Annotated in this window: 23 protein-coding genes; 14 read left to right on the top strand and 9 right to left on the bottom strand. The window is 65.7% G+C overall.

The genetic code is table 11. The features are described 5' to 3' along the window. On the top strand, nt 1-383 hold a 383-nt coding region (locus KZX45_RS16485; RefSeq protein ID WP_248258844.1), incomplete at its 5' end, for a hypothetical protein. Between the two features lie 149 nt (nt 384-532). On the opposite strand, the gene KZX45_RS16480 is transcribed toward KZX45_RS16485, so the two are convergent. Both KZX45_RS16480 and KZX45_RS16475 read right to left on the bottom strand, forming a co-directional pair. Then, nucleotides 533-1,900 carry a hypothetical protein gene (locus KZX45_RS16480; protein ID WP_248258843.1) on the bottom strand — a complete coding sequence of 456 codons (1,368 nt, stop codon included), beginning with the start codon at nt 1,898-1,900 and terminating at the stop codon, nt 533-535. Next, a complete protein-coding gene (locus KZX45_RS16475) occupies nt 1,897-3,123 on the bottom strand; it encodes an AAA family ATPase (protein ID WP_248258842.1) in 1,227 nt (408 codons plus the stop codon). The genes KZX45_RS16480 and KZX45_RS16475 overlap by 4 nt, the downstream gene beginning before the upstream one ends. 398 nt (nt 3,124-3,521) lie before the next feature. Between KZX45_RS16475 and KZX45_RS16470 the strand changes: the two genes are divergently transcribed. The 8 genes from KZX45_RS16470 (at nt 3,522) to KZX45_RS16435 (ending at nt 10,380) form a co-directional block, all read left to right on the top strand. Then, nucleotides 3,522-4,250, top strand: a complete 729-nt coding sequence (locus KZX45_RS16470; RefSeq protein WP_248258841.1) for a GntR family transcriptional regulator — start codon at nt 3,522-3,524, stop codon at nt 4,248-4,250. Continuing rightward, nucleotides 4,247-5,275, top strand: coding sequence for an ADP-ribosylglycohydrolase family protein (locus tag KZX45_RS16465; RefSeq protein WP_248258840.1), 1,029 nt, complete (start codon nt 4,247-4,249; stop codon nt 5,273-5,275). The genes KZX45_RS16470 and KZX45_RS16465 overlap by 4 nt, the downstream gene beginning before the upstream one ends. Nucleotides 5,276-5,388: 113 nt before the next feature. Continuing rightward, nucleotides 5,389-6,819, top strand: coding sequence for a cytosine permease (locus tag KZX45_RS16460; RefSeq protein WP_248258839.1), 1,431 nt, complete (start codon nt 5,389-5,391; stop codon nt 6,817-6,819). Then, entirely contained in the window at nt 6,735-7,769 is a 1,035-nt protein-coding gene (locus KZX45_RS16455; protein WP_308221755.1) for a PfkB family carbohydrate kinase, read from the top strand. Before KZX45_RS16460 ends, KZX45_RS16455 begins: the two co-directional genes overlap by 85 nt. Before the next feature lie 383 nt (nt 7,770-8,152). Continuing rightward, nucleotides 8,153-8,881 carry a hypothetical protein gene (locus tag KZX45_RS16450; RefSeq protein WP_248258838.1) on the top strand — a complete coding sequence of 243 codons (729 nt, stop codon included), beginning with the start codon at nt 8,153-8,155 and terminating at the stop codon, nt 8,879-8,881. Further along, nucleotides 8,874-9,587 carry a hypothetical protein gene (locus KZX45_RS16445; RefSeq protein ID WP_248258837.1) on the top strand — a complete coding sequence of 238 codons (714 nt, stop codon included), beginning with the start codon at nt 8,874-8,876 and terminating at the stop codon, nt 9,585-9,587. Before KZX45_RS16450 ends, KZX45_RS16445 begins: the two co-directional genes overlap by 8 nt. Next, the gene (locus tag KZX45_RS16440) at nt 9,584-9,892 is read left to right on the top strand and encodes a hypothetical protein (RefSeq protein WP_248258836.1); all 309 of its coding nucleotides are present in this window, start codon (nt 9,584-9,586) and stop codon (nt 9,890-9,892) included. The genes KZX45_RS16445 and KZX45_RS16440 overlap by 4 nt, the downstream gene beginning before the upstream one ends. Beyond that, on the top strand, nt 9,889-10,380 hold the full coding sequence (locus KZX45_RS16435) for an HAD domain-containing protein (protein ID WP_248258835.1): 492 nt from the start codon (nt 9,889-9,891) through the stop codon (nt 10,378-10,380). The genes KZX45_RS16440 and KZX45_RS16435 overlap by 4 nt, the downstream gene beginning before the upstream one ends. A gap of 124 nt (nt 10,381-10,504) precedes the next feature. Here KZX45_RS16435 and KZX45_RS16430 read toward each other — a convergent pair whose 3' ends face one another. The 4 genes from KZX45_RS16430 to KZX45_RS16415 all read right to left on the bottom strand — a co-directional run bounded on the left by KZX45_RS16430 (nt 10,505) and on the right by KZX45_RS16415 (nt 15,170). Next, nucleotides 10,505-12,481 carry an acetoacetate--CoA ligase gene (locus KZX45_RS16430; protein WP_248258834.1) on the bottom strand — a complete coding sequence of 659 codons (1,977 nt, stop codon included), beginning with the start codon at nt 12,479-12,481 and terminating at the stop codon, nt 10,505-10,507. Next, complete coding sequence (locus tag KZX45_RS16425; RefSeq protein ID WP_248258833.1) at nt 12,478-13,086, bottom strand: cupin domain-containing protein; 609 nt, start codon at nt 13,084-13,086, stop codon at nt 12,478-12,480. The genes KZX45_RS16430 and KZX45_RS16425 overlap by 4 nt, the downstream gene beginning before the upstream one ends. 2 nt (nt 13,087-13,088) lie before the next feature. Continuing rightward, nucleotides 13,089-14,096: a fumarylacetoacetate hydrolase family protein gene (locus tag KZX45_RS16420; protein ID WP_248258832.1), complete on the bottom strand. Its 1,008-nt coding sequence runs from the start codon at nt 14,094-14,096 to the stop codon at nt 13,089-13,091. 297 nt (nt 14,097-14,393) lie between these two features. Continuing rightward, nucleotides 14,394-15,170, bottom strand: coding sequence for an SDR family NAD(P)-dependent oxidoreductase (locus tag KZX45_RS16415; RefSeq protein WP_248258831.1), 777 nt, complete (start codon nt 15,168-15,170; stop codon nt 14,394-14,396). A 190-nt stretch (nt 15,171-15,360) separates the two neighbouring features. On the opposite strand from KZX45_RS16415, the gene KZX45_RS16410 reads away from it, so the two are divergent. Continuing rightward, complete coding sequence (locus KZX45_RS16410) at nt 15,361-16,992, top strand: FAD-binding oxidoreductase (protein WP_248258830.1); 1,632 nt, start codon at nt 15,361-15,363, stop codon at nt 16,990-16,992. A 72-nt stretch (nt 16,993-17,064) separates the two neighbouring features. Here KZX45_RS16410 and KZX45_RS16405 read toward each other — a convergent pair whose 3' ends face one another. The 3 genes from KZX45_RS16405 to KZX45_RS16395 all read right to left on the bottom strand — a co-directional run bounded on the left by KZX45_RS16405 (nt 17,065) and on the right by KZX45_RS16395 (nt 18,983). After that, complete coding sequence (locus tag KZX45_RS16405; protein ID WP_248258829.1) at nt 17,065-18,015, bottom strand: helix-turn-helix domain-containing protein; 951 nt, start codon at nt 18,013-18,015, stop codon at nt 17,065-17,067. 230 nt (nt 18,016-18,245) lie between these two features. Beyond that, the gene (locus KZX45_RS16400) at nt 18,246-18,389 is read right to left on the bottom strand and encodes a hypothetical protein (RefSeq protein WP_248258828.1); all 144 of its coding nucleotides are present in this window, start codon (nt 18,387-18,389) and stop codon (nt 18,246-18,248) included. A 360-nt stretch (nt 18,390-18,749) separates the two neighbouring features. Next, nucleotides 18,750-18,983, bottom strand: coding sequence for a hypothetical protein (locus KZX45_RS16395; RefSeq protein WP_248258827.1), 234 nt, complete (start codon nt 18,981-18,983; stop codon nt 18,750-18,752). Between the two features lie 404 nt (nt 18,984-19,387). Between KZX45_RS16395 and KZX45_RS16390 the strand changes: the two genes are divergently transcribed. From KZX45_RS16390 to KZX45_RS20515, 4 genes are read left to right on the top strand one after another with little or no spacing between them, the layout of a single operon-like run. Then, complete coding sequence (locus KZX45_RS16390) at nt 19,388-20,674, top strand: ABC transporter substrate-binding protein (RefSeq protein WP_248258826.1); 1,287 nt, start codon at nt 19,388-19,390, stop codon at nt 20,672-20,674. A gap of 26 nt (nt 20,675-20,700) precedes the next feature. Further along, nucleotides 20,701-22,710 (top strand): ABC transporter permease, encoded by a 2,010-nt coding sequence (locus KZX45_RS16385; RefSeq protein ID WP_248258825.1) that lies wholly within the window; start codon nt 20,701-20,703, stop codon nt 22,708-22,710. After that, nucleotides 22,707-23,465 carry an ABC transporter ATP-binding protein gene (locus KZX45_RS16380; RefSeq protein ID WP_248258824.1) on the top strand — a complete coding sequence of 253 codons (759 nt, stop codon included), beginning with the start codon at nt 22,707-22,709 and terminating at the stop codon, nt 23,463-23,465. The genes KZX45_RS16385 and KZX45_RS16380 overlap by 4 nt, the downstream gene beginning before the upstream one ends. Next, nucleotides 23,437-24,183 (top strand): ABC transporter ATP-binding protein, encoded by a 747-nt coding sequence (locus KZX45_RS20515; RefSeq protein WP_374112604.1) that lies wholly within the window; start codon nt 23,437-23,439, stop codon nt 24,181-24,183. The genes KZX45_RS16380 and KZX45_RS20515 overlap by 29 nt, the downstream gene beginning before the upstream one ends. Nucleotides 24,184-24,425: the final 242 nt, after the last annotated feature.

The raw sequence follows: 24,425 nt of genomic DNA, 5'->3' as shown, positions 1-24,425 counted from the left end.
AAGGTAGCGTCGGGCACGTCGAGGTCTTCCGGATGGGTGGCGTGAGAACCTCCATCTTCGGAAGACCTCGACCCCTATCCGGCGACCGACGCGCCGACCCGCACTACACCCTCAACTGCGAAGAGCCCCATTACCTCCTGGGCCCTCGGTTCTTCTGGGAGAAATCGCCTGAAGCTGGGTACCAGGCGGCCCAGAACCTCGCGATGGCGGCCGTCCAGTTGAACCTCGCTCTGGGGTATGGGTTCAAGCCGGAACGGCGCAGGGAAGATGACGAACCGGAAGGGCATTTCTACTTACCCGACTGGGTGGCCCGGGAGACCGATGATTGCCTGGTCTACATCGATCCAGAGTTCGTCGACGGGCAGCGAAAACACCGCCCATAACCTGTATCGGGCACGGCGCGAGCACATCACGCGTCGCGGACCGTCCGGCATCACGTCGGCCGTTGCTCCACGCGGCTGCGACTGGCTCACCTGGTTGTCGTTGGACAAATGCACGGAAGGAGCAGGAAAGGACCCTCGATGTCCTCGACCTACCAGTAGATGGCGATTACATCGACGTCGAGAAGGCGCGCTGCATCGGCAGGATTGTCGGGTGCCTGAGCCGAAACTGTAGTAAGTGCGGCTGCCGTCACAGCCGGAAACAGGGACAAGCCTGCCTTCTGCCGGGCCTCGTCGCGTAGTTCTAGAGCCCGGGCTGCCTCGGGCCGGCTCCCGAGCAACTTCTCTAGTGTGTCGGTTAGCGTGCCGAATGCGGCTCGCTGCCCGGATACCGTTGTGGCGTCCGGCTTCAGTCTCGCGATGAGTAAGTCGACCTCAGCTGCCTGGTCATCCGTCAGATTCTTTCCGATGTCGGCTTGAACTGAGTCGGTATACGCCTGAAGAGCCGCCGCAAGCCGCGTTTCGTTGACGTTCCCGGCACGGCCCGCACCTACTGAACCGAACGGTACTTTCCCAGCCGCGTTGATCTGCTCGACCAGGTTGGGCGTAACCGTGCGGAATAGGTCCGCTAATTTCACGGGTGTCCAGCTGTCATGCAGCCCGGGCCGCGAGACACGGCATAGCATGGTGAACTCGGCATCGGAGAACAGGACTCGGCGGATGTCCTTCCAGTAGGCGAGATGCTCAGTGACCCCCACGACCTGGAGCGGCTTAGTTGCCAGATTAAGCCCGTCGATCAGCCCCCGATGAACGACGTACTCGATCCCGTCGAGTTCAACCACGACGTAGTCGACCGATGTCGCGCGGATCGGGATAAGTCCAGCGAGCAACCTCTGGAGGATCTTGTTGATTGGCTGAACCTCCTTCAGCGAACCAAGCCCGTTCCCTCCCGCGAACATGTCCGGATAGTCCTCGGCCATCCCAGTGAACTCGGAGACCATCGTGCCCAGGTGAAAGACAGGGTCGGCAGATAGTCGCACGCGGTATTCGACGAGCGTGCCGCGCTGTAGTTGGTCAGTCCTGGCGCGTAGGGACGCTTCTCCGACGCCATTCAACTCCGCCAAGTCTCTAGCGGGATTCGACGGCTTCACCAACTCGATGAGACGTAAGCCCTTGATCTCATGGAACTCTCGGAACCAGGATTGGACGGTAGCTTTACGTGACGTCTGAATCGTGCTGCTGTTGCTGGTCTGGTACCGAGATTCAACGCCCGCTTTCCCGATGAGGGGCGAGCTTGCGCTTACCGTGCCCGCGAGGGCCGCTTCGCTCGCGTCAGTGGCCTGTTCCGAAGTTGAATCGGTAACCCCGCCCTTCTGTGACGAAAGCAAACTGCGAAGGCTCACCTCATCGAGGTAGACAAACTCGCGCAGGTCCGGCTTGTCTTCGTCAACCGCGCTGCGTCCTGGCTCGGCCGCCACCGGCTGATTCCGGAGTCGCCGCCACCACTTCGGCGCACTCATGCGACAACCTGAGATCCATTGGAACGTCGTGGCCTCTGAGCCACGCGTTCGAATGCTTGGGCAACGTCCTCGGCCGCAAGGACATCTCTTGAGTCGCCGGCGGCCAAGAGGGCCGCCTCGGTCCAGACTGAGGTGAGTTCCGCTGCCGACCACCCTTCGGACAGTGCCGCGATGTCCTCGAGCGGTAGCTCACCCAACGTCTTCAGTTGGCTGGCGCGAACCCTAAGGATCTCGTAGCGGTCTGTGACGTTCGGCAGTCCGAACTCGATCTCCCAGTCAAACCGACCAGGTCGAGTCAAGGCCGGGTCGAGGGCGTCGACTCGGTTGGTTGCCGCGATGACGACCACGCTCTTGCCCTTGTCGTCGAAGCCGTCCATGAGCGTCAGAAGCTGCGCCACGAGACGTTTCGAAGCTTCGTGCGACTCGCCTGTCCGCTTCTCAGCGATGCTGTCGATCTCGTCGAAGAAGATGATTGCCCTGCCATTCTTCGCGTTCGTGGCTGCATCGAAAATCCGTCGCAGCGTGTCCTCGGTGTCTCCGACGAACTTGCTGACGATCGATGGTCCGCTGATTAGGTAGAAATCGGCCTTCGACTCGCGCGCTATGATTCGAGCGAGATGCGTCTTGCCTGTGCCCGGGGCGCCCGTGAACAGAATGCCCTTGACCGGCCTCGCACCGATGGCGTCTAGTTCGTCACGATGCTCAAGCTGGGTCTCAATAAGTTCCTTGGCGCGCGCGATGACGTCGGGATAGCCGCCGAAGTCTTCGAATGTCGGTCCTTCGCCTGCTTTGTCGATAAGGTACTCGGCTTCGACGTTTTCGTTCTCATTGCCGAAGATGCCGCTTCTGAGAGGTCGCTCGGACACGACCGAAAGCACGCCTTGGGCGTCGTTGTACTCCACCATGTTGCCGGGGGCCAGCTCCAGCGCGTTCGGATTCGTGACCCTCTGAAAACCGACGCCGCTGTCCACGAGCACCGAGCCGTCATCAAGCACTCGCCTGACCGTAGTGATCTGGTTCGACTGATGCCAGAGGTCGTCCGGTGCAAACTCCCAGTCGTTCTGGCCGACCAACAAGACGTCGCCGACCTCCACTTGCTCCGTGTCCGGGAGACCTGACACCCGCCCGACGTCACCGTTCTGAGTCTGGAAGTGGATAGTCGCGTCCTCCACATCCACACGAAGTACCTTGAACAACCGGCCGACTAGCCACGGATTGCTCATAGCCGCTCGTTCTCGGCGGAAGCGCGGTTCTCGTTGTTAGTAACTCCCCGGGTCATGCGGCTATTCGTCTCCTCCGCGCGTCGACGTGCGCCTAAGTTGATCCCTCATTGTGCTCCAAAGATATCGGACTCACCGAAACGGCTTGTCAGCGACCGCCTGAGTCAGGCGTCGCGCAAGTGCGCGGCCACGGACAGTTGCGATCGCCGTATCCCTTCGTTGCTCGTTTCCTCAGGTTCTTCAAAACTCTGCCGGCAACCCGGCACAGCGGAGATGGCTCCAGCGTGTGGGCCCGACCTGATCGGAATCCGGCCGGGCGGGCGCGCCGGACCCCCGTCTGCCCGACGACAACGCAGGTGGGTCCTTGACAACTGCGCTGTACAGGTATGAACATGTACAGCATGGCATCGCAGGTGATCGCGAGGACGCGACGGGAACAGATTGTTGATGCGCTCGCCCGGCGCATCCGGGGCGGTGAGCTCCAGTCCGGGGACAGGCTCGGCAGCGAGGCGGAGATCGCCGCCGAGTTCGCCGTCTCCCGCGGAACCGTGCGCCAAGCGCTCCGCGACCTGCAGGAGCAGGACCTGATCGCCACGCGCGCCGGGGTCGGATCGTTCGTCACCTTCGAGGGCACGCCGCTGGACGCCAAGGGTGGCTGGGCGCGCGCACTTTCTGCGACGGGCGCCGACATCACCACCGAGGAACTCGGCATCGAACTCATGTCAGGCTCCGAGATCAGCGATGTCCCGCAGCTCGGCGCGGACGGCTGCGTCGTGGTGCGACGCCGACGGCTTCTCGGCGGAACCGGCGTCTCGTACGAGCAGGCGGTCGTGCCGGCGCGCGAAGGCCTGGCGTCACTACCGGACACCGGCCTGGTGAACCACTCCTTGACAGAGACCCTGCGGAGCGCCGGCCTGGTGGCTGACCACGGCACCCAGGACGTCTCGGTAGCGACGATCGGGGCCGAGGTGGCAGAGATCCTCGGCCGCGAGCCCGGAAGCTCGTTCCTGCGGACGGTCCGCATCTCCTTCGACCGTTCCGGTCAGTTCGTCGAGCGTGTCGAGTCCTACCTCGACCCGGCCCACTTCAGCCTGCACCTCACGTTCGGTGACGAGGTCACGGCGCGATGACGCTCGAGGACCGCGCGATCGGTGCGATGACCGGCCTTGCGCTCGGGGACGCGCTGGGAATGCCCACACAGTCGATGTCGCGCGAGCAGATCGTGCAACAGTTCGGTCACATCAGCGGCCTGGTCGACGCGCCCGCCAACCAGCCCATCGCCGCCGGGATGCCAGCGGGCTCGGTCACGGACGACACGGAGCAGGCGCTGCTCGTCGCCGACCTGCTCGTCGCCGGTGACGGCCGCGTTTCGCCCAGGGAGTTCGCCGACGCCCTCATCGCGTGGGAGCACGGTATGCGGGAGAAGGGCTCGCTGGACCTGCTCGGGCCTTCGACCTCGGCCGCGGTGGCCGCGATCGCCGGCGGCACGGACCCTGCCAGTGCGGGCTCGGCCGGGACGACGAACGGTGCCGCCATGCGCATCACCCCGGTGGCCGTCGCCGTGCCATCCACCCAGCCCGAGCTGTTGCTGAGGGCTGTCCACGACCTGAGCTTCGTCACCCACAACACCAACCTGGGCCTGTCCGCGGCGGCAGCCGTCGGAGGTGCCGTCTCCGCCGGTGTCGACGGCGCCGGCATCGACGAGGCCATCGCCTACGGGCTCGAGCTCAGCCGCAGCGCGGAGAGACTCGGCCGGTGGATCGCGGGAGCGTCGATCCCCGACCGGACGAGGTTCGCGCTCCAGGCTTCCGGCGGCATGGACGAGAACGAGCTGGCGGACTTCCTCAGCGGCGTCGTCGGCACGTCTGTGCAGTCGCAGGAGTCGGTCCCGAGCGCCCTGGTCATCGCGAGCTACTTCCGCGATGCACCGTTCGAAGGCCTGTGCTTCGCAGCGAGCATCGGCGGCGACACTGACACGGTCGCAGCCATGGCGGGCGCGATCCTCGGGGCGACGACCGGGACCGGAGCGTTCCCCGCCGGAGCGGTCGCGCAGACCCTCACCGTCTCCGGCATCGAGATCGAACCCGTGGTCGCACGCCTGCTGCACCTACGCCGCAACCCTGTCCTCGCCCGTACGGGCGCGACCCACAGCTAGGCGAAGAACCCCCACCTCGCCTCATCAGATCATCAGCAGCACATCAAGGAGGATGCATCGCCATGCCTACGCGCGCCCAAGAAACGCGTTCCCCAGCCGAGTCCCCAGAGACCGTGGTGCTCTCGAAGTACGAGCAGCGCGGCATCGAACCGGTGCCCCAGGACGAGCGCAACGGCAACCCCCTGGACCTCTTCTGGGTGTGGTTCGCCGCCAACCTCTCCATCCTCGGCATCCCGCTCGGTGTCACCCTCGTCGCCCTCGGCATGAACGTGTGGCAGGCCCTCCTCGCCGCTGCCCTCGGCGCGTTCGGATCCTTCGCCCTCGTCGGGGTCATCTCCATCGCGGGACGACGCGGCGGCGCCCCGAGCCTGACCCTCTCCCGGGCGACGTTCGGCGTGCGCGGCAACATCGGGCCCACGCTTGTCTCTCTGGGCTCACGCCTGGGCTGGGAGACGGTCAACACCGCGACCGGTGCGTTCGCGCTCCTGTCGCTGTCCGCACTCATCCTCGGCACGAACCCCGAGGCCAAGCAGACCCCGGTGCTGGCGCTCGTCTGCATCCTCATCTTCGTGGGCTGCACCGTGGCCGTCTCCGGGATGGGGCACGCCTTCCTCGTAACCGTCCAGAAGTGGGCCACCTGGATCTTCGGTGCGCTGAACGTGCTCGTCGGCGCCTACCTCGTCACCACGATCGACTGGAGCGCCGTCGCCGCCACCACCGCCGGCCCGACGTCCGCCGTCATCATCGGCATCGGCACCATCGCCGCCGGCACCGGCATCGGCTGGGCCAACGCCGGCGCCGACATGTCGCGATACCAAGCCGGCCACGTCAAGGCGTCCTCACTCGTCGCCTCCGCCGCGGCAGGGGCGGGCATCCCGCTGGTCTTCATCATCGGCCTGGGCAGCCTCCTCGCCGCTGGCGACAGCAGCCTTGCCTCCGCCGGCGACCCGGTAGCCGCGGTCCGGTCGCTGCTCCCCGCGTGGGTGGCGATCCCGTACCTCATCACCGCCTTCGGTGGGCTGCTCCTGTCCAACCACCTCTCCGTCTACTCGGCCGGTCTGACCACCCTGACGCTCGGCTTCCGCATCAAGCGCGTGTACGCGGTGGTTCTTGACGTCGTCGTCACCACCCTCGGTGCGATCTACTTCATCCTCATCTCGGACAGCTTCTACGGGCCCTTCATCACCTTCATCTCGCTGCTCGCCGTGCCCATCACGGCGTGGGTCGGCGTGTTCATCGTCGACATGATCGGCCGCCGCCACTACGACGCCGACTCGCTCATGGACCTGTCCAGCTCGTCCGGCTACTTCTACCGCGGCGGCGTCGAGTGGCGCAGCACGCTGTCCTGGGCGGTGGCCATCGTCGTCGGCTTCCTCTTCAGCACCGCCCGTGTCAGCGATCACGAGGTGTGGTTCACCGGCGCCCTGGCCGACACCTGGATCGGCAGCAACGGACTGGCATGGGTCGCCACACTCCTCGTGGCCGGCGTCCTGTATGCCGTCCTGGGTGGCGCCCGCGCCGGCAGCCGTGTGAGCAGGGGCTGAGCGCCATGAGCGGGAAAGTCATCCACACCGGGCAGGCCATCGTCGACCTCGTGATGGACGTCGCTGCCGTCCCGCAGCCCGGTGCTGACGTCTTCGCGCGGAACGCCGCGACGGAGGTCGGCGGCGGTTACAACGTCATGGCCGCCGCACGGCGCGAAGGCGCCCACGTCGTGTACGCCGGCGGCCACGGAAGCGGCCCGCTCGGAGACCTGATCCGGCACAAGCTCGAGGCCGAGGGCATCGAGATGTTCCACCCCCCGCACCCCGAACTGGACTCAGGATTCTGCGTGGCCCTCATCGACGACACGGCGGAACGCACCTTCATCTCCACCGTCGGCGCCGAGGGCGCTCTCCCGGCCGATGCGCACGACACCGTGCAGGTCGATAAGGTTGACGTCGTCTACGTGACCGGGTACTCACTCCACCACCCCGCCAACGCAGCGGCCCTGGCCCGGTTCCTCACCAGAGTCGGCGGCACGGCCCCCGTCGTCGTCGACGCGTCCCCGGTGATCGGCGACGTGCCAACGGCCACGCTCGACCTCGTCGTCCAGGCGGCCACAGTCTGGACGGTGAACGAGCGAGAGGCCCGGATCCTTCTCGAACGTGTCGACCCCAGCACGGCAGCAGCCGACCTGACGGCCGACAAGGTCGCGTCCCGGCTGGCGGCGGCGCTGGACGCACTCGTTCTCGTGCGCGTCGGGGCCAAGGGGTGTTGGGTGGCCCAGGCCGGCAGCGAACCCGTCCTCGTGCCAGGCATCGACGTGAAGGCCGTCGACACCAACGGTGCCGGGGATGCGCACACCGGCGTGCTCTGCGCGAACATGTGCCTCGGCCGAGACCTCGTCGAATCGGTCAGGAGGGCAAACGTCGCCGCCGGCATCGCCGTCACACGGCGCGGCCCCGCCACCTCCCCGGATTCCACGGAGATTGACGCCGCTCTCTCTCGGTAACGTCACCGGACTGAACCGCCCCGCACGCCCGTGTGCGGGGCGGTTCTCGCATGTCAGGACTCTGAAGGCGTTCGGAGGCAATGGTCCAGACAACGCGCCGGCTCAACTCAAGGGGCTCACCGGATCTCCGTTGCACTTGCGACCGTGTGCGCGGGCGCTCGTCCGCTCGCCCTCGCGGGAACTGTTCAAGGCACCGACCGGGATGCCGTTCAGCATTTCAGTGAGCGGGCGGGGGAAGTCGTGGCCACACGCACTTGCCGACGCATTGCCCGGACCAACGCCAGAGGTCGCTCCCGCGAACGCCTCACCTGCCGGGGGGCGCTGTGCTGCAACGCCTATACGTGCCATTACACGGCCCCCGGCTTGGGCTCTACGTTCGTGGCGTGCTCCTTACCGACCCCGCCGCCGAAGACGAACTGCCGGGCTGGCGACCCCTGCTGCGCACCGTCCGCGACATCGCTGAACACCATCTGGTTCGGGCCACCTGGAAGGTCGACGATGGCCCCACGGTCAAGCTCGCGGTGCCGCCACCTGTGGCGCCCCCCACGGTAGGAGCCGCGCTGGCGGTCATCGGGGCGACGATGAACCGTACCTGCGACCAGTGCGGAGGGCTGGGACGCCCCGTAGGAGTCGAGGGGGTGTGGCGGGTGCGGTGCGGCGGCCACGACCCGGCGGCCCCCTTCTACAGCGAGTTGTGGGAGGGGCTGAACCAAGGGGAGTGGTTCAACGACGCCGAGGTGGGGATGGTCAGGGTTGCGGAGATGACCGCAGCGCAGCGGCAGGACGCCATCGCTCGCCTCTCGGAAGACCCCGTGGCCGTGGCGGATCAGGTGGAACGGCATGCCCTGTTCCAGGCGGCACGTCGCCGTGACTGGGCGGCGTTCGATGAGGCTCTGCAGATTCCGACCGATGACGAGGACGAGGCGCGCCGGATGGTGGAGGAGTCCCCGCTGATGCGGGTTCTGCGCCGCGGCGAAGTCGATCGGGCGACCGATGCGGTGATCTATCGGTGGGGTCGAGTCCTGGACCGACTGGCCATGATCGGCGAGGGAGAAGACGACGTCATCACGCTGCGCGACGACACCAAGGCACGGGAGGACTTGGGTGAGTGAGCGCAACTACTTCCTCGACATGCTCAATCAGGGGGCTGACGAGGCATACCCCGGGTGGCGCCCCCTGCTGCGTACCCTGCGCGACATGGCTGGGAGGCATCCCGTCCACGGGATCTGGATGATCGACGACCCCCCGTGGTTCCTCATCACTACGTCGGCACCACGAACACCTGCCGGTGTGAGGGTCGCGGTGGCCACGATCGGCGCGGCGATGACGCTGACGTGCGACCGCTGCGGCGGGCTCGGCCGTCCCGTACCCGTGGGCGACGGGTGGGGGGGGGGGCGGTGCGGCGAGCACGATCCTACGGCCCCGGACTACTACGAGTTGTGGGAGGCCTTGGGCCAGGACGTCTGGTTCCGTGACTTCGAGGTGGGCATGGTGCGCGTGGAGGAGATGACCAGTGCCCAGCGCCGGGATGCGATCGAGCGTCTGCTGAAGGACCCGGCCGGACTGGCGGACGAGGCACAACGAACTGCGCTGTACCGGGCGGGACGCGACCGTGATCGCGACGCGTTCGAGGCCGCGCTGCTGCTCCCGGCCGATGACGAGGACGAGGCCAGGCGCGTGATCGAGGAGTCTCCGCTTGTGCGGGCACTCCACCGCGAGAGCGTCGAGCATGCCGCCCAGGAGGTCATCGCCCGGTACGCCGACCTCCTCCAGCGCCTCGCCGACCCCACCTACGGCGATGATGAGGAGAAGCGATGAGGGACTCGCTGCCGTCGATGTTTTTCTCCGCGATGCCGGACCACGTCCGCGACCGGTTCGAGGCCGCGTGGAGCAAGTGGCTGACGTGGTGCGGTGAGCACGGTGTGCACCCTGTCGATGCGACCGTCGAGCAGGTTATCGCCCATCTCCTCGACCGGAGGAACGCCGAGGCCGGACGCGCGTACGGCGCCGATGAGGACGATGTCGCCGACGGCCTAGATGCCATCGCCGCTGTCCTACGCGGTCGACGTGTGAATCCCGTCCGGTCCGAGCCGCGACTGATCGAACTGCGCGGCCAGCTGTGACCACCGGTAGTCCGCTGCTCCTGCTCGACGTCGACGGCACACTCTGCGGCTACGAACCCGTCGAGGGTGGCTCCGTCGTGCAGTACGGAAGCTTCGCCATGCCGTACCTGCCCGAGGTGCTCGCCACCCTGACTCGTCTGGTCGAGGCAGGGGGCGAGGTTGTCTGGCTCACCACCTGGCCCGACGCAGCCGTCCAGCGACTAGGGGAGGACCTCGGCCTGCCACCGTTCGAGGTACCGCCCTACCGTGTGGAAGGGCCGGGGTCGCCGGCGTGGTGGAACGGGTGGAAGACCCGGACCGCTCTGGCTCTCGTAGAGGAGCGGCAACCGGTCCGGTGGGCGTGGTGCGATGATCACATGCCGTCCACCGTGGCGCGGCGCATCCGGGCAGACCACCCAGAGGCGCTGCTACTAGCCCCTGACGACCGCCTAGGGTTGACAGTGCGTCAGATGGCCCGCGTCCACGACTGGTTGCTGCCAAATCGGTGAAAGCTTGCGCCCGGGATACGCAGCAACGGCGCATCAGGCGCCCAACCGAGCGGCGCCTCGAGGTCGACGTCGAGGACGAGTGCCGTGGGCACGGTGCCGACGCTGGCGAGCTCCCTTCTTTTGATCACGCGACGGCGGGTTGGGACGCCGCGAGCGCCGCGTACTCGTGGAGCAGCGGTGGGTCGTCGACGGCGCCGAGGTCAACGACGTCGGCTAGGGCCGCGCCTTGGATGAGCCGCTTGACGGGAACCTCGAGCTTCTTGCCGGTCTTGGTGTGCGGGATGGCGCGCATCACGACGATGTCGTCCGGCAAGTACCGGGCCGAGAGGTTGGTCCGGATTGCACGCTCGATAGCTGCCTTCGCGATCTCCTCGCTTACGCCGTCGGGCAGAGCGACGAACAGCGGCATGTAGTAGTCCTCCTCGCCGATCTCCGCGCCGACGACCATCGCCTCGGCGACCTCGGGCAGGGCCTCGACCACGGCGTAGATGTCCGCCGAGCCAAGCCGGATGCCGTTGCGGTTCAGCGTCGAGTCCGAACGGCCGAGGATGAGGATGCCCTTGTCGGAGATCTCGATGAAATCGCCGTGCCGCCAGACGCCGGGAAACGTCTCGAAGTAGCTGGCGCGGTACCGGGACCCGTCGGCGTCGCCCCAGAGGTACAACGGCATCGAGGGCATCGGAGCCGTGACGACAAGTTCACCCTTGCTGGTCGTTGGGTGCCCCGCCTCGTCCCAGGACTCGACCTTGGCGCCCAGCGCTGGGGCCTGGATATACCCGACCCGCACAGGTTCCGTGGGCGCGCCGCCGACGAAGCAGCCGGCGATGTCGGTGCCGCCGCTCATCGAGACCAGCCACACGTCACCGACGTTGCGGTAGACCCACCGGAACCCGTCCGCAGAGAGGGGGGAACCGGTCACCTGGATCTCGCGCAGCGCCCGCAGGTCATGGTCATGGTGCGGCACCAGTTCGGACTTCGCGCAGGCGTGAACGAACCCCGCCCCGAGGCCGAGCACCGCGGTGCGCGTGCGGGCCGCGACCTCCCAGACGCGGTCGAGCGAGGGGAACGTGGGGTTCCCGTCGACGAGAACGGGCGTGGCGCCGACGCCCATGGCGCTGACGAGGGAGTTCCATACGACCCAGCTCGTCGAGGCGACGGAGAAGAACCGGTCTCCGGCGCGCAAGTCGCCGCCGAAGAGGAGCATTTGCAACTCCTCGAGTAGGGCGCCGCCGTGGCCGTGGACGATGCCCTTGGGCACCCCGGTCGTCCCGGAGGAGAAGAGCACCCACAGCGGATGACTGAACTCGACGTCAACGAACTGCGGCTCGGCCGACGCTGCGACGACATCCGCCCAGGCGACGGCAGGGACCGCCGTCTCCGGCGCAGGGACCGAGGGGGCATGCCGGGTCACCCAGACGACCTGTTCGACGGTGGGGAGCTGCTCCAATATCTCGGTGAGCTCCGCGCACCGGTCGCGGTCCTTGCCGGCCAGCCGGTAGCCCGGGGAGGCGAGCACCGCCTTCGGCTCGAGCTGGGCGAAGCGCGAGACAATCGCGCCGGGGCCGAACTCCGGGGAGCAGACCGACCAGACCGCCCCGAGCGACGCCGTGGCGAGGAGCCCGACGATGGCCTCGGGGACGTTGGGCAGGACGGCGACCACGCGGTCGCCCGCGCCGACACCGAGGGAGCGGAGGTGGGCCGCGAGGGCACCCACCTGCGCCCGCAGGTCCTCGAAGGAGATCTCGTCGGTGTTGCCGTCCTCGGAGATCGCAATGAGAGCCGTACCGTCGCGACCATCCAGCATGTGCCGCGCAAAGTTGAGCGTGCGGCCCGGGAACCACCGCGTCGCCGGCATCGGCTCCCCGTTGCGGACAGGACCGGGCTCGCCGCCCAGCCGGATGCCGGCGAACTCGACGAACGACGACCAGAAGCCATCGGAGTCCTCGACGCTCCACTCCCAGAGGGCCTGGTATCCCTCACCGAGCGGCACGCCGCGCGCACGGACGAACGCGGCGAACCGTTCGGTCTGAGTATCTCCGGCCGTCTCGGGGTCCGGCCGCCAGATGACCTCGCCGTCCGCGGCCGAGAGATCGACGATCACGCCGGCTCCGGAGTCCTGGCGCCCGACCGGCGCGCGGCGATCTGGGCGGGACTTATCGGCTCGGTCCCGACCAGGACGAACATCATGCGGGCGACCTTGTCGGTGCGGTTCGACCAGGCGTGGGCGGTGGCGCGCTGGATCGCGACGTCCCCGGCGCGCATCGTCACCTCGCCCTCATCGACGAGGAGCGTGATCTCGCCCTCGAGGACGACGGCGTAGTCGATCGACTCGGTGCGGTGAAACCAGAAGTGCTTGCCGTCGCTGTGCTCGCCGCCGGCCTCGCGCTCCTCCTGGCCCTGGATCTCCTCGAAGACGGCGTCGCCGGCATTCTGCGGGTAGGCCGCGTCCGGGGGGAAGTCCGCGATACGCACGATGGTCTCGCCCACGCCGGGGAAGTTGAACTGCCGGCCCGCGGGCGCGGGGTCCTCGTCCGTTACGTGGTCGACGGTGCCCGAGGGGGTGAACCACACGACGCTGGCGCCGAAGCCGGGGATCGTCTCGGAGCTGAAGGTGTTCGGGGCGTCGGCGTCGTCGAACAGGACGACGGCGCGGCCGGCGTCGTCGTGACCGGTCACGACCCGGCGGACAGGCTTGCGCAGAGTCATGATCAGTTCTCCTCGAAGGGGAAGGGCTGCGGGGTGGGCCACCAGCCGGGCTCTTCCTTCTCCGTGGCGATCGGGTTGCGCAGCACCCCGACCTTCTCGAGCTCGAGCTCGAGGACGTCACCGGGCTGGAGGAACTTCTGGAGCTCGGCGCCGGCGCCGAACGCCATCGTCCCGGAGCCGATGAGGTCTCCAGGCTGGAGGCCGTTGAGAGCGGAGACGTAGGCGACCGTCTCCTCCGGCGTCCAGATGAAGTCCTCGACCTTCGTGTCCGACCAGACCTCGCCGTTGACCCGCACCTGGCCGGTGAGGCCGATGATCGAGTCGATCTCGTCGAGCGTCACGATCCACGGGCCGATTCCGTACGCGAAGTCCTTGGAGTGCTGAGCGCCCATGCCGATCGGGCTCTCGTGGACCTGGACGTCCCGAAGGGACCAGTCGTTGAAGATCGTGATGCCGAAGACGTGGTCGAACGCGTTGTCGGGAGTCAGGTTGCGCCCGGGCTTGCCGATGATGTAGCCGATCTCGAGCTCGTAGTCGAGCTTCTCGGTGATGCTCGGGTAGGGGATCGTCTCGTTCGTGCCGTACAGGGTCGCCGTCGAGCCCTTGAAGAAGCCCGGGCGCTCGTACACGGCGCGCGTGGGCTTCGTCTTCATGACGTTGCCGAAGAAGTTCTTGATGTGACCGTTGAACGTCAGGCTGTCGCGGAGCACCGGCGGCTTGATCGCCGCACGGAAGTCCGCGTCGCCGAGCGGGATCGAGGCGTCGTCCGCCGCGTCGAGCGCCCGGTGCGCGGCCTCGAGGAAGAAGTCTCCGCTCGAGACGCCCTGGGTCAGGTCCCGGAAGGTCGCGTGGGCGAGGTGGCGAGAGCCCTCGACGGTGGCGCCGCCCTTCTGCAGCGCAAGGGCGTATGCCTTCTTGAGGTCGATGACCCGTCCGTTCTCCGGCTCGGCGGCGATCACACGGATCTCCTCGCCGTCCGGACCGTTGACGGCGATGCGTCCCAGCTTCATTGGTGGACTCTCCTTGGTTGCCAGTTCTGCTTGCGACATGTGCGGGACCAGCCGTGCTTTCGTGAGGCGCAGTGCGGCGCCTCTGCCCGGTTCCCGTCCCACCTGCTACGGAAGCATACGATACGCACAGTATCGAATGGAAGTGTCGACTCGCGGCACGGCGACGGGGGTCGTCCCCGGGCACGGCGTTTTAGGAGTTGCTCTGGATCTGCGGGCAGACGCCAGGGAGCCGTGGGCCTCGGCCCACGGCTCCTCACGTCGCCACTGACTTCGCGTCACAAGTACGCGTCTCTGCGGTCACATGTACGCGTGCGCCCCGCCGTCGACCACGATGTTCGTGCCTGTGACCCAGGCCGCCTCGTCGGAGGCGAGGTAGAGGCCGGCGTAGGCGACGGCGATCGGGTCGCCCGGCTTCCCAGTGATCGTCCGCTCGACGATGGGAGCCACCGGCGCGTTCTTGCCCAGCGCCTCGTACATCGCGAGGATCGGAGGGGTTCCCATGACGCCGGGGCTCACCGAGTTCACGCGGATCCCGTCGGCGACGCCCTCGGCCGCGAGCTGACGCGTCAGGGCCAGCACGGCACCCTTGGCGGCGGCGTGCGCCGCTTGGGGCAGGGCCCGGGCGCCCTGGATGCCGGCCACGGAGCCGATGTTGACGATCGCGCCGCGCACCTTCGCCAGGTGCGGCCACGCGAGATGGCACGCGCGCCACACGAGGTGCAGCTCGTTGTCGACGGTGAAGAGGTAGTCCTCGTCGCTCTGCGATGCGAACGGCCCAAATCGGGGCATGCTCGCGTTGTTGTAGAGCACGTCGATTCGCCCGTGCTTCTCCGTGGCCTCGGTGATCCAACGCTCGACGTCCTCGTGACGCCCGAGGTCCACCGGAGCGCTCGAGTCGATGACGCCGCCGGCGGCCTCGACGAGACGCACGGTCTCGGCCGCGCCCTCCACGTCGACGTCACACCCGACCACGACCGCACCCTCGCTCGCGAAGAGCTGAGCGGTCACGCGCCCCATCCCGCCGGCGGTGCCGGTGAGCAGCACGACCTTTCCAGCAAGTCGACCCTGTGCCATGACTTTCGGTTTCCCCTCGATCTCGTCCGCGATGACGCGTGCATCGAATCACGGTGGTGCCTGTCGCCGTCCCGTCGTGCAGGGCCTGCACGACCCTGTGCAGGGGCTGCACGACCGGCCACGCCGGTCGAACAGCCCGCGTACAACAGGCAGCACGACTCCCAGGTTCGACGGAGAGATGAGGAGAACGATGACTGACGTCACCCAGACCACCCGACCGGTCCCGCCCGGCATCACCGAGGCCGAGCTCGACCGAGCACTCGCGGCGTTCGCCGCGGCGATCGGTGCTGAAAAGGTGGCCACCGATGCCGAGACGCTGCAGGACTTCCAGGACCCGTACCAGGTCCCCGGCACGGCCACGAACGTGCCGTCCGGCGTCGTCAGCCCCACGTCCGTCGAGGAGGTGCAGGCGATTGTGCGACTCGCGAACGAGTACTGCGTCCCGCTGTGGCCCATCGGCCGGGGCAAGAACAACGGCTACGGCGGTGCCGCCCCGCAGGTGCGCGGCTCGGTGATGGTGTCGTTCAAAAACATGAACAAGGTGCTCGAGATCAACGAGGAGCTCGGCTACGCGATCGTCGAGCCGGGCGTGAGCTGGTTCGACCTGCACGACGCGATCAAGGCCGGCGGCCACGACCTAGTCGCCTCCATCGTCGACATCGGCTGGGGCGGCGTCGTCTCCAACACCCTCGAGCACGGCCTCACCTACATGCCGTACAGCATCGACCAGGCGTCCCACTGCGGCTTCGAGGTGGTCCTGCCGGACGGCGACCTGCTTCGCACCGGCTCCGGTGCCATGGACAACAACCCGACGTGGCCGCTGTACAAGCGCGGTCTCGGCCCGACGTCCACCGAGCTGTTCATGCAGTCCAATTACGGCATCGTCACGAAGATGGGCTACTGGCTGATGCCGAAGCCCGAGATTTACATGCCGCTGTGGCTGCGTCTGTGGGATGACACGCAGCTGCCGGCAGTGATCGACGCGCTGCGCGAGCTGATGCTCGCCGGGACGATCGACATGCGCCCGCAGCTGTCGAACACGCTGATCATGGCGTCGATGCTCTCCACGCGCGCCGAGTGGTACGACGGTCCAGGCCCGATGCCCGAAGAGGTCATCGAGAAGATCGCCAAGGAGCTCGGGCTCGGGCGCTGGATGATGCGGTTCGCGCTGTACGGCGACGAGGCCGTGGTCGACCACAACTACGCCAAGCTGAGGAAGCGCTTCCTGCGGATCCCCGGCGTCGATCTCACGGGTGAGAAGCACGGTGCCGACGAGTGGGAGAAGCTTCCCAACCCGCACGAGCGGGTCCAGATCGGCGTTCCGAGCCTGGACCTGTACAAGATGGCCGCGTGGTCCGGTGGCGACGAGGGCGGCCATGTCGACTTCTCGCCGGTGATCCCGCTGACGGCTCAGCACGCACAGGCCGCGCAGAAGCTGATGAGCGAGATGTGCGCCGAGGCCGGGCTCGACTATCTCGGTGGCATGCTCCCGATCAACGCCCGGGCGACCACGTTCATCAACGTGATCCCCTTCGACACGAAAAACCCCGAGCAGGTGGAGAAGGCGTACGCGGCGGCGAAGCGGATGGTCGCCAAGGCGGGCAAGATGGGCTACGGCGAGTATCGCGCGCACCTGTCGTTCATGGACCTTGCCGCCCACCAGTTCGGTTTCAACGACCACGCGCAGCGCCGGTTCAACGAGACGCTCAAGGACACACTCGACCCGAACGGGATCATCGCCCCCGGCAAGTCGGGCATCTGGGGCACCCGGCTGCGCCAGGAGGGCTTCCCGATCGTGGAGGAGGGCTTCCCGCTCGACTAGCGCCGTCCCCACAGGAGGCCCCCGCCCCGTAGGTCAGGGCGAGGGCCTCCCTGTGTCTGGTGCGACCTGAGGTTAGGCATTTCCGGCACGGACTTCCCGCGGCGACCGGCCGTGGGCTCGCCGGAAGGCACGGCTGAAGCTGGCGGCGTCCCGGTAGCCCCAGCGGGCGGCGAGATGTGCGATCGAGCACTCGCCCGACTCACGCAGCTCCTGCGCGGCACGCTCCATGCGCTGCTCGCGGATCCAGGCCGACACTCCGGTGCCGGCTTCGGCGAACAGTTTGTGCACGTACCGCGTGGAGACGTGGTGCGCCCGGGCGATCCGGTCGGGACCGAGCTCCGGATCGTGCAGGTGCACTAGCGCATAGCGTCGCATCCTGGTCAGCAGTACCTCGGCGTCGGGGCTGCGTTCTTGGGTCGCTTCGACGGCATCGCTTCGCAGCATGCGCAGCATCGTGCCAAGCATGCCCGAGAGCACTTCACCCTCCTGCGCCGAAAGTGCCCCGGTCTCAGCCGTCTGGGCGAGACCGGCGAGGAACGGCACGGCCATGCGGAGAATGGGCGTGGTTCGTAGTGACATCGCCGCCGCGGTCCTGGCGGCGAAGCCGTCCGCACCCTCCCCGAGAAACCATTTCGGGATCGAAAACACGGCGACGTCGAGTCCGTCGCGCGCCTCGAACGACGAAGGACGCGAGGTGTCCTGGAACGCGACGTCGCCGGGCTGGAGCACGCAGGCCCGGTCGTCCTGCTGTATCCGGCACGCGCCTTGACGGATTAGGTAGAGCAGGAGGCAGGCCGGGTCCGCGTCGGCGATCATCCGAGAGCTCCGCGTGACCCGGTGCGGCACGCCGCGGATCAAGCGCACCGCGACCGGCCCGACGTCGCCGCCGGTGAGCCGGGCCGCGAAGGGGTGGTCGTCCGGAGGTTGGAGGGACATCGGGAAGAAGTGCTCTGCGATGCCCGCCGACCAGTACTCCGGGCGGCGCGAAGGGGTCACCGTCCGGGTGTCGAGCAGAATAGTCATTGTTCACACGCCTAGGTGTCTGGTCCTGCCAATACCGTAAGGCGGGTCCGATGTACTCGGGCGCGTCCCACTGGTGCACCGGCCAAGTCATAGCTGGTCCCGCAGCCGCCGGGCGCGGCCGTCGGTGAGCACCACGAGGATGATCGCGATGCCGTAGAGGATAGTGTCACGTTCGCCGAGGCCGAGGCCCCGGCCGAGGCCGGCGGGGAGCGTCGTGAGTTCGGTGCGAGTCAGGGCTCCAGCACGGTGCGCAGGAAGTCTCCTTGAGTGCTCCCCAGCGCCGTCCCACCGACCGGTACGGCCGCGAGCCCCGAGTAGAAGTACGCGTCTCGGGTCGGGAGCGAGGTGCCGAAGCTGAACCCCACGACGAGCATCCCGGTAAGCCCGGTGCGGGCCGACCCCCAAGGCGAAGGTGCCGATCCAAACCCGGGCGGTGCGCACCCGACGCCCTCGGCGGCACGCGAGTCCCGCCCCCGTGGCGTACAGGCATCGCCCCGCCGGTGTGCGCCCCAGGAAGAGACGTTCCCACGACCGCGAGGACGGTCAGCGCCACCACGGGCGGCAAGGGCAGCTCGAATGTCGTTTCCATCGCGGCTGTCAAGGTGCCACGGCACGCGGGCGGCATGCCCAGGGTGTTCGCCTTCATGGCGATGATCACCTCGCCGGTGAGCACTGCCGACATCTCAGGGGTGATTACGAGCAACTGCACCTCGAGGGAGTGCAGATTGCGCCGCTCAGCGCGCCGGCAGCGCCGCTGACGACGGCGACGGACAGAGCGGCCAGCCACAGCGGCCATCCGTGGTTGTCCCCGAGCACGACGGCTGCCACAGCGCCGACCGTGATGTATCAGGGATGGCTAGGTCGAGCCCGCCGATGATGACGCGGGTCTGTCCGATCGAGGCGACGGCCAGCAGATGGGCGACGACCGACATCGCCGTGAGGGAGGCGGCGGAGGCAAAGCCGTCCATCCGGGTCGTCCTCCAAGTGAGCACGGCCGCCAGGACGAGCTGTACGACCAGCAGACCCCGCAGCAGCGCGGACGTGCTCGGTGGGATTGTCACTGTCGTAGCTTTGGGTTCCACCTACCGCTTCCTCGTAGCCAGACCTGAGGGCGCGACCCAGTCGACCAAGAGCAGGCCTCCAAGTGAACTGCACGTAGCAAGTTGGCACGCCGGGCGCCGACCAGGACTCCCGGATGAGGTAGATCGCGGGCGCTCCTAGAACGATCCGAGCATTCCCCCGATCTCGAGTCGCAGAGACTTGCGAACTCAGCAGCGGATCTATAGCCTCCAATACGAAACGTTCGGTATCGCTCCCTGCGGTGGTCCCGGAGGTTGCAGTCGAGAGTCAACGAAGACTAGGGAGAACAACGATGCTGAACCTGAAACGATCGTCCGCTCTCGCGCTCTGCGGGGTGGGGGCGGTAGTTGTCGCTAGCTGCACCACGAGCGTGGGGGGAGCCGATGGCGCCAGTCCCACAAACGGAGACGGCCTATCGACTGATCAGTACCAAGTTGCACTCGACTATGTAGGAGGCGAAGCAACGTCGGCTGACGCCTCGCTTGAGCCGGTGCGGATCGGGTTCATCAACGTCGAAGGTGGTGTGCCCTCCTTCCCGGAAGCCACCGTGGCGGCAACCGCGGCTGTCGAATACGTCAACGAGTATCTCGGAGGGGTGCAGGGACATCCGCTGGAGATCAGCACCTGTGCGATCGTTCAAGGTGACGAGGATGCACTCAAGTGCGCTCAAGAGTTCGCTAATGACGACTCGATCGTGAGCGTACAACTCGGCGCGACACCGTTCGGTACCGGCCCGATATACCAGACCATTAAGGACACGAGGGCGTTAATCGGATTCGGGCCGTTCGGGCCTCAGGATCTCGAATCAGAAGACATCGTCTTCTACACGGCTGCGGCTTTCGCCTCCGCTCCTGGTCTGCTTGTCCACGCGCGAGACAACCTTGGCGCAGAAACACTCGCCGTTGCGTACGACGCCACAGACCCAGGTGCTGGCGCCAACGTGCAGATGTTGTCGAGCAAAGGCCCTGAGCTGGGTATTGAAGTGACGGCGGTCCCAGTTGCAAACGCTTCAGAATGGACTAGCGCGCTTACGGCAGCCGGCGCCCAGACGGCGGAAGCTGTAGCGGTGGTCGGAGGCCCCGCCACCTGCATTCCTGCCACCAAGGCAACAGACCAACTCGGCATAGACGTACCCATTCTCGCCTATGACTTCTGCATGAAACAGACCACCGTGCAGGAACTCGGGGACTATCCGGAGTGGACCTTCGTCGGACCTCAGCCAGCAGTCGAAGGTAATACAGCCGAAGACATGGTGGCTTATCTCGCCGCGATGGACCGCTACGCTCCCGCCGACGCGAACCTCGGAGGGACGGCCTCTTCCACTTTCGGCATTGTACTGAGCCAGGTGCGGGCCATGAATGCAGTCGGCGTGGATAACCTTACCAGCGAGACTTTGGACGCTGAGATGAAGGCGTTTACTGGGCCGGTGTTCCTGGGTGTGGACTCCCTTGCCTGCGGTGCCTACGCCGCGGAGGGCGCGCCGTCACTGTGCACCACGAATGCCTTCGTCTCCACCTATGAAGGTGACGGCGAGTGGACGGCGCCGCTCGAAATCGAAACGAAAACTCTCGGCCTATAGTTTTCGTTGACAGTATGGGAGGTGCCATGCTCGAAATCCTGACGTTTTTACTGCTTGGTCTTGCAGGTAGCACACTAATTGCAGCGCTGTCGCTTGGTGTAGTTGTCACTTACCGATCATCTGGAGTGATCAACTTCGCCGCTGGGGCCAATGCGGGATTCGTTGCGTATGTTTTCTGGGCGCTGACAAGTCAGGGGGTCCTCTTTCTGGGATTCCCCATCCGTATCCTTCCCGAAGGTGAGGGGATGGCACCGGGGGCGGCGCTAGCTGTTAGCGTGGTGGTTGCTGCAATCCTGGGTCTGCTTCAGTACGTGTTGGTGTACCGGTTCCTCCGAACCGCGAGCGCACTCGCACGCATCGTCGCGTCGTCTGGAGTGCTACTCGTGCTCCAAGCTTCGATGATCCTAAGTTTCGACACCGACACGCGAGTAGTCGCGCCGCTCCTTCGCGGGCAACTCGAGCTCGGCGTCGCATCCATCGGCTACGACGTAGTTGTGGCACTCTCCTTCACTCTCTGCGCGGTAATAACGTTGACGGTCCTCTACCAGAAGACGCGATTCGGCGTTCAGACTCGAGCTGCAGCTGACAATCGCACGGGCGCCCTTTTCATCGGAGTGGATCCTGATCGCCTTGAAGCCGTCAACTGGACGATCGCATCGGTTCTGATGGGCATCGTCGGAGTGCTGGTCACCCCCATGATCGGCCTCCAGCCGACCGCGCTCACGCTTTATATCGTGCCTGTGCTGGGCGCCGCGCTTGTCGCCAAATTCGTGTCGTTTTGGGTGGCAGCAGTCGCAGGGTTGCTCATCGGGTCGCTACAAGCACTCGTCACCTGGTCTCAGGGGATGGATTGGTTCCCGCGCACGGACAATGCGCCAACGCCGGGCATCAAGGAAGCGCTGCCCTTCGTGATTATCGCGATTATCCTGCTGGTACGCGGTCATTCACTCCCGGGTAGGGCGAGTGAGGACGCTCCACGGCTGCCTGGTGCACCTCGTCCGCAGTATCTGCTGATTCGATTCGCAATTGGTATTGTTCTTGCGCTTGGCGTTATCGCGTTCGCTCCATACGACTATCGACAAGCGCTCGTGAACAGCTTGATTGGAATAGTAGCAATCCTGTCCATCGTTGTCGTTACCGGGTACCTCGGGGCGGTCAACCTTGCTCAAATGGCTGTCGCCGGCGTAGCGGGCTTTGTGCTCTCAAAAGCAACGCAGGACTGGGGGCTTCCGGGATGGCTGGGAGTCCTTGTCGCGATCACAGCTGCGGTTATAGTCAGTCTGGTTGTGGCGCTTCCCGCGATGCGACTTCGAGGGATGCAGTTCGCGATCATCACCTTAGCCGGGGCGGTTGCTATCCAGGCTGTCTGGTTCAACAACCCCTATTGGGGTGGGGGTCAGCTCGCGGCAACGGTGGACGCACCTGAAGTCTTCGGCATCCCGCTGGGTCCGACAGAATCCTTCTGGGAAGGCGACGGCCAAGTGCCGAGTCCAGGCTTTGCCGTGTTCCTCCTTGTTGTAACAGTCCTGTGTGCCGCGGGTGTCGTCTTGCTCCGGCGAAGCAATCTCGGCGCGAAACTCCTGGCCGTGCGAGGAAGTGAGTCTGCTGCTGCATCGGCAGGGATCAATCTGACACTCGTGAAGTTGGTGGCATTCGCTATTGGTGGGCTCCTTGCTGGTGTGTCCGGAATCCTGTACGGCTACAACTTCGGGCTGGTGTCACCCATGAGATTCACCGAGCTGATGGCTATCTCTATGCTCGCAGTGGCTTTCCTCGGCGGGATCACAACGGTTACTGGTGCTGTGATCGCCGGGCTCCTAGTTAGCCAAGGAATCCTGATGCACGCGGTTACCTCCCTCTTCGGCATAAGCAGCGACTTCCAATTATTGTTCGCGGGCCTCGCGGTACTGGTCACGGTTGTTGCCAACCCATCTGGTATTGCTGGCTTCTTCCGTGATCTCGTTCATCGGTTCCCATCCTTCGGCGGTAACGGTGTAAGGGCGTCCGCAGGCAACAAAGTAAGGATCACTCAATGAGCGAGGTGTTGCTCAGTGGAACTAATCTTACGGTCGCCTACGGCGGTCTGCGTGCAGTCTCTGAGGTAGACTTCGAGGTGAGAGCGGGCCAGATCGTCGGCTTAATCGGCCCAAACGGCGCGGGCAAGACTTCACTCGTTGATGGCTTCTCCGGGTTTACACGTATGACTGGACGTCTGGAGTTCCTCGGGAATCGGATGGCTGGTATATCAGCCTATCGCCGTCGTCGACTCGGTCTCAGCCGGACCTGGCAGTCGGTCGCCCTCTTCGATGACCTCACGGTGCTTGAGAATGTAAGCATCGCCGTACGCCGGGGGGGTAAGGCTTTCCATCCGCGTGCTGAGGCGCTGGAGAAGCTGCGCATGGTCGGCCTCACAGAGATGGCAGAGTTATTGCCGACTGAACTATCCCATGGCCAGCGAGTCCTTGTCGGCGTCGCCCGAGCGCTCGTTGGTTCTCCGCGAGTCCTGCTCTTCGATGAACCCGCGGCCGGGCTGGATGACAATGAAGGAATAGCACTTCAGACGCTCTTGCGTGAGGTGTCAGATGGCGGTGTGGGCATCGTTCTTATTGATCACGATATGAGTTTGGTGATGGGCGTAAGCGACATGCTTCATGTCCTCGACTTCGGTAGGACGGTTGCCGTCGGTGAGCCAGCAGCGGTGATGAGAGAACCCGGAGTCATCGCGGCGTACCTCGGGACAGTGGCGGATCCACTGTCTGGGAATGATGTGGCGGGAGGCACGAATGAATGAGCCGGTTAAACGCTCTCCGTTGCTCGAGATCGACTCGGTTACGCTTGGATATCGGGGGGCCAGTGTCGTCAACGACGTCTCCCTCAATGTCGATGGGGGCGAGGTGGTCTGTCTCCTTGGTCCAAACGGAGCGGGAAAGACGACTACGCTTTCTGCGGTTTCTGGTCTCGTCCCCCCACGTAACGGCGACATCCGATACGAGGGACAGTCGGTGCTAGGGCATAGGCCTGATCAAATTTCCAGAGCTGGACTCATTCAAGTGCCGGAGGATCGCGCGCTATTTCGGAGCCTGACCGTCAAGGAGAACCTTGCTGTTGCATCGCCTGACCAACAGGCACACGAGGAGGTGCTTAACTTTTTTCCACAGCTACGGCCGATACTCGGCCGACGTGCGGCCGTTCTGTCAGGTGGTGAGCAACAGATGCTCACGCTTGCTCGTGCACTGATCCTTAGGCCGAGGATGCTTGTGGTCGACGAGATGAGCCTCGGCCTTGCGCCAATTGTCGTCTCGCGCCTCCTCCCGATCCTCCGGCAGGTTGTCGATACGACGGGTTGTGGGCTTCTGCTTGTCGAGCAGCATGTCCACCTCGCGCTCGAGATCGCAGATCGAGCGTATGTCATGGTACGTGGCCAGGTCATCAATGAAGGTTCCGCGGCCGAGATCGGCTCTCAGCTCGACGAAATACGTGGGCAGTATCTCGGCCAAGGTGTGAGCTGATCGACGAACGGCGTAGCGACACCTCATACTGTGAGTAACCGCTCTGCGCCTGCCTCGAGAGAACGCGGAAAACGGCAAGACTCACCCCGCCCACGGATGTGGACTTCGCAGACGTAATGTCACCCTGGGCGCCCCGGCCAGACCACCATGATCCCGGACCCCCAGATTTGGGACGACCGCAGGCACCCTGCGGCCATCACGCGCCCATCATTCGCCGATCAAGAATGCCGCATGACCCCCGG

It is taken from the genome of Georgenia sp. EYE_87, from assembly GCF_023148685.1.
Taxonomy (GTDB): domain Bacteria; phylum Actinomycetota; class Actinomycetes; order Actinomycetales; family Actinomycetaceae; genus Georgenia.
The sequence above is the reverse complement of the archived record's forward strand: the minus strand, read 5'-3'. Positions and strand labels throughout refer to the sequence as shown.

Coding starts and splice junctions, on each gene's coding strand:
- KZX45_RS16465 (WP_248258840.1), top strand. CDS start 4,247: ATGACGCTCGAGGACCGCGCGATCGGTGCGATGACCGGCCTTGCGCTC.
- KZX45_RS16405 (WP_248258829.1), bottom strand. CDS start 18,015: ATGACTATTCTGCTCGACACCCGGACGGTGACCCCTTCGCGCCGCCCG.
- KZX45_RS16395 (WP_248258827.1), bottom strand. CDS start 18,983: ATGGACGGCTTTGCCTCCGCCGCCTCCCTCACGGCGATGTCGGTCGTC.
- KZX45_RS16400 (WP_248258828.1), bottom strand. CDS start 18,389: ATGCTCGTCGTGGGGTTCAGCTTCGGCACCTCGCTCCCGACCCGAGAC.
- KZX45_RS16425 (WP_248258833.1), bottom strand. CDS start 13,086: ATGACTCTGCGCAAGCCTGTCCGCCGGGTCGTGACCGGTCACGACGAC.
- KZX45_RS16440 (WP_248258836.1), top strand. CDS start 9,584: ATGAGGGACTCGCTGCCGTCGATGTTTTTCTCCGCGATGCCGGACCAC.
- KZX45_RS16390 (WP_248258826.1), top strand. CDS start 19,388: ATGCTGAACCTGAAACGATCGTCCGCTCTCGCGCTCTGCGGGGTGGGG.
- KZX45_RS16410 (WP_248258830.1), top strand. CDS start 15,361: ATGACTGACGTCACCCAGACCACCCGACCGGTCCCGCCCGGCATCACC.
- KZX45_RS16470 (WP_248258841.1), top strand. CDS start 3,522: ATGGCATCGCAGGTGATCGCGAGGACGCGACGGGAACAGATTGTTGAT.
- KZX45_RS16455 (WP_308221755.1), top strand. CDS start 6,735: ATGGGTCGCCACACTCCTCGTGGCCGGCGTCCTGTATGCCGTCCTGGG.
- KZX45_RS16480 (WP_248258843.1), bottom strand. CDS start 1,900: ATGAGTGCGCCGAAGTGGTGGCGGCGACTCCGGAATCAGCCGGTGGCG.
- KZX45_RS16380 (WP_248258824.1), top strand. CDS start 22,707: ATGAGCGAGGTGTTGCTCAGTGGAACTAATCTTACGGTCGCCTACGGC.
- KZX45_RS16420 (WP_248258832.1), bottom strand. CDS start 14,096: ATGAAGCTGGGACGCATCGCCGTCAACGGTCCGGACGGCGAGGAGATC.
- KZX45_RS20515 (WP_374112604.1), top strand. CDS start 23,437: ATGATGTGGCGGGAGGCACGAATGAATGAGCCGGTTAAACGCTCTCCG.
- KZX45_RS16415 (WP_248258831.1), bottom strand. CDS start 15,170: ATGGCACAGGGTCGACTTGCTGGAAAGGTCGTGCTGCTCACCGGCACC.
- KZX45_RS16475 (WP_248258842.1), bottom strand. CDS start 3,123: ATGAGCAATCCGTGGCTAGTCGGCCGGTTGTTCAAGGTACTTCGTGTG.
- KZX45_RS16385 (WP_248258825.1), top strand. CDS start 20,701: ATGCTCGAAATCCTGACGTTTTTACTGCTTGGTCTTGCAGGTAGCACA.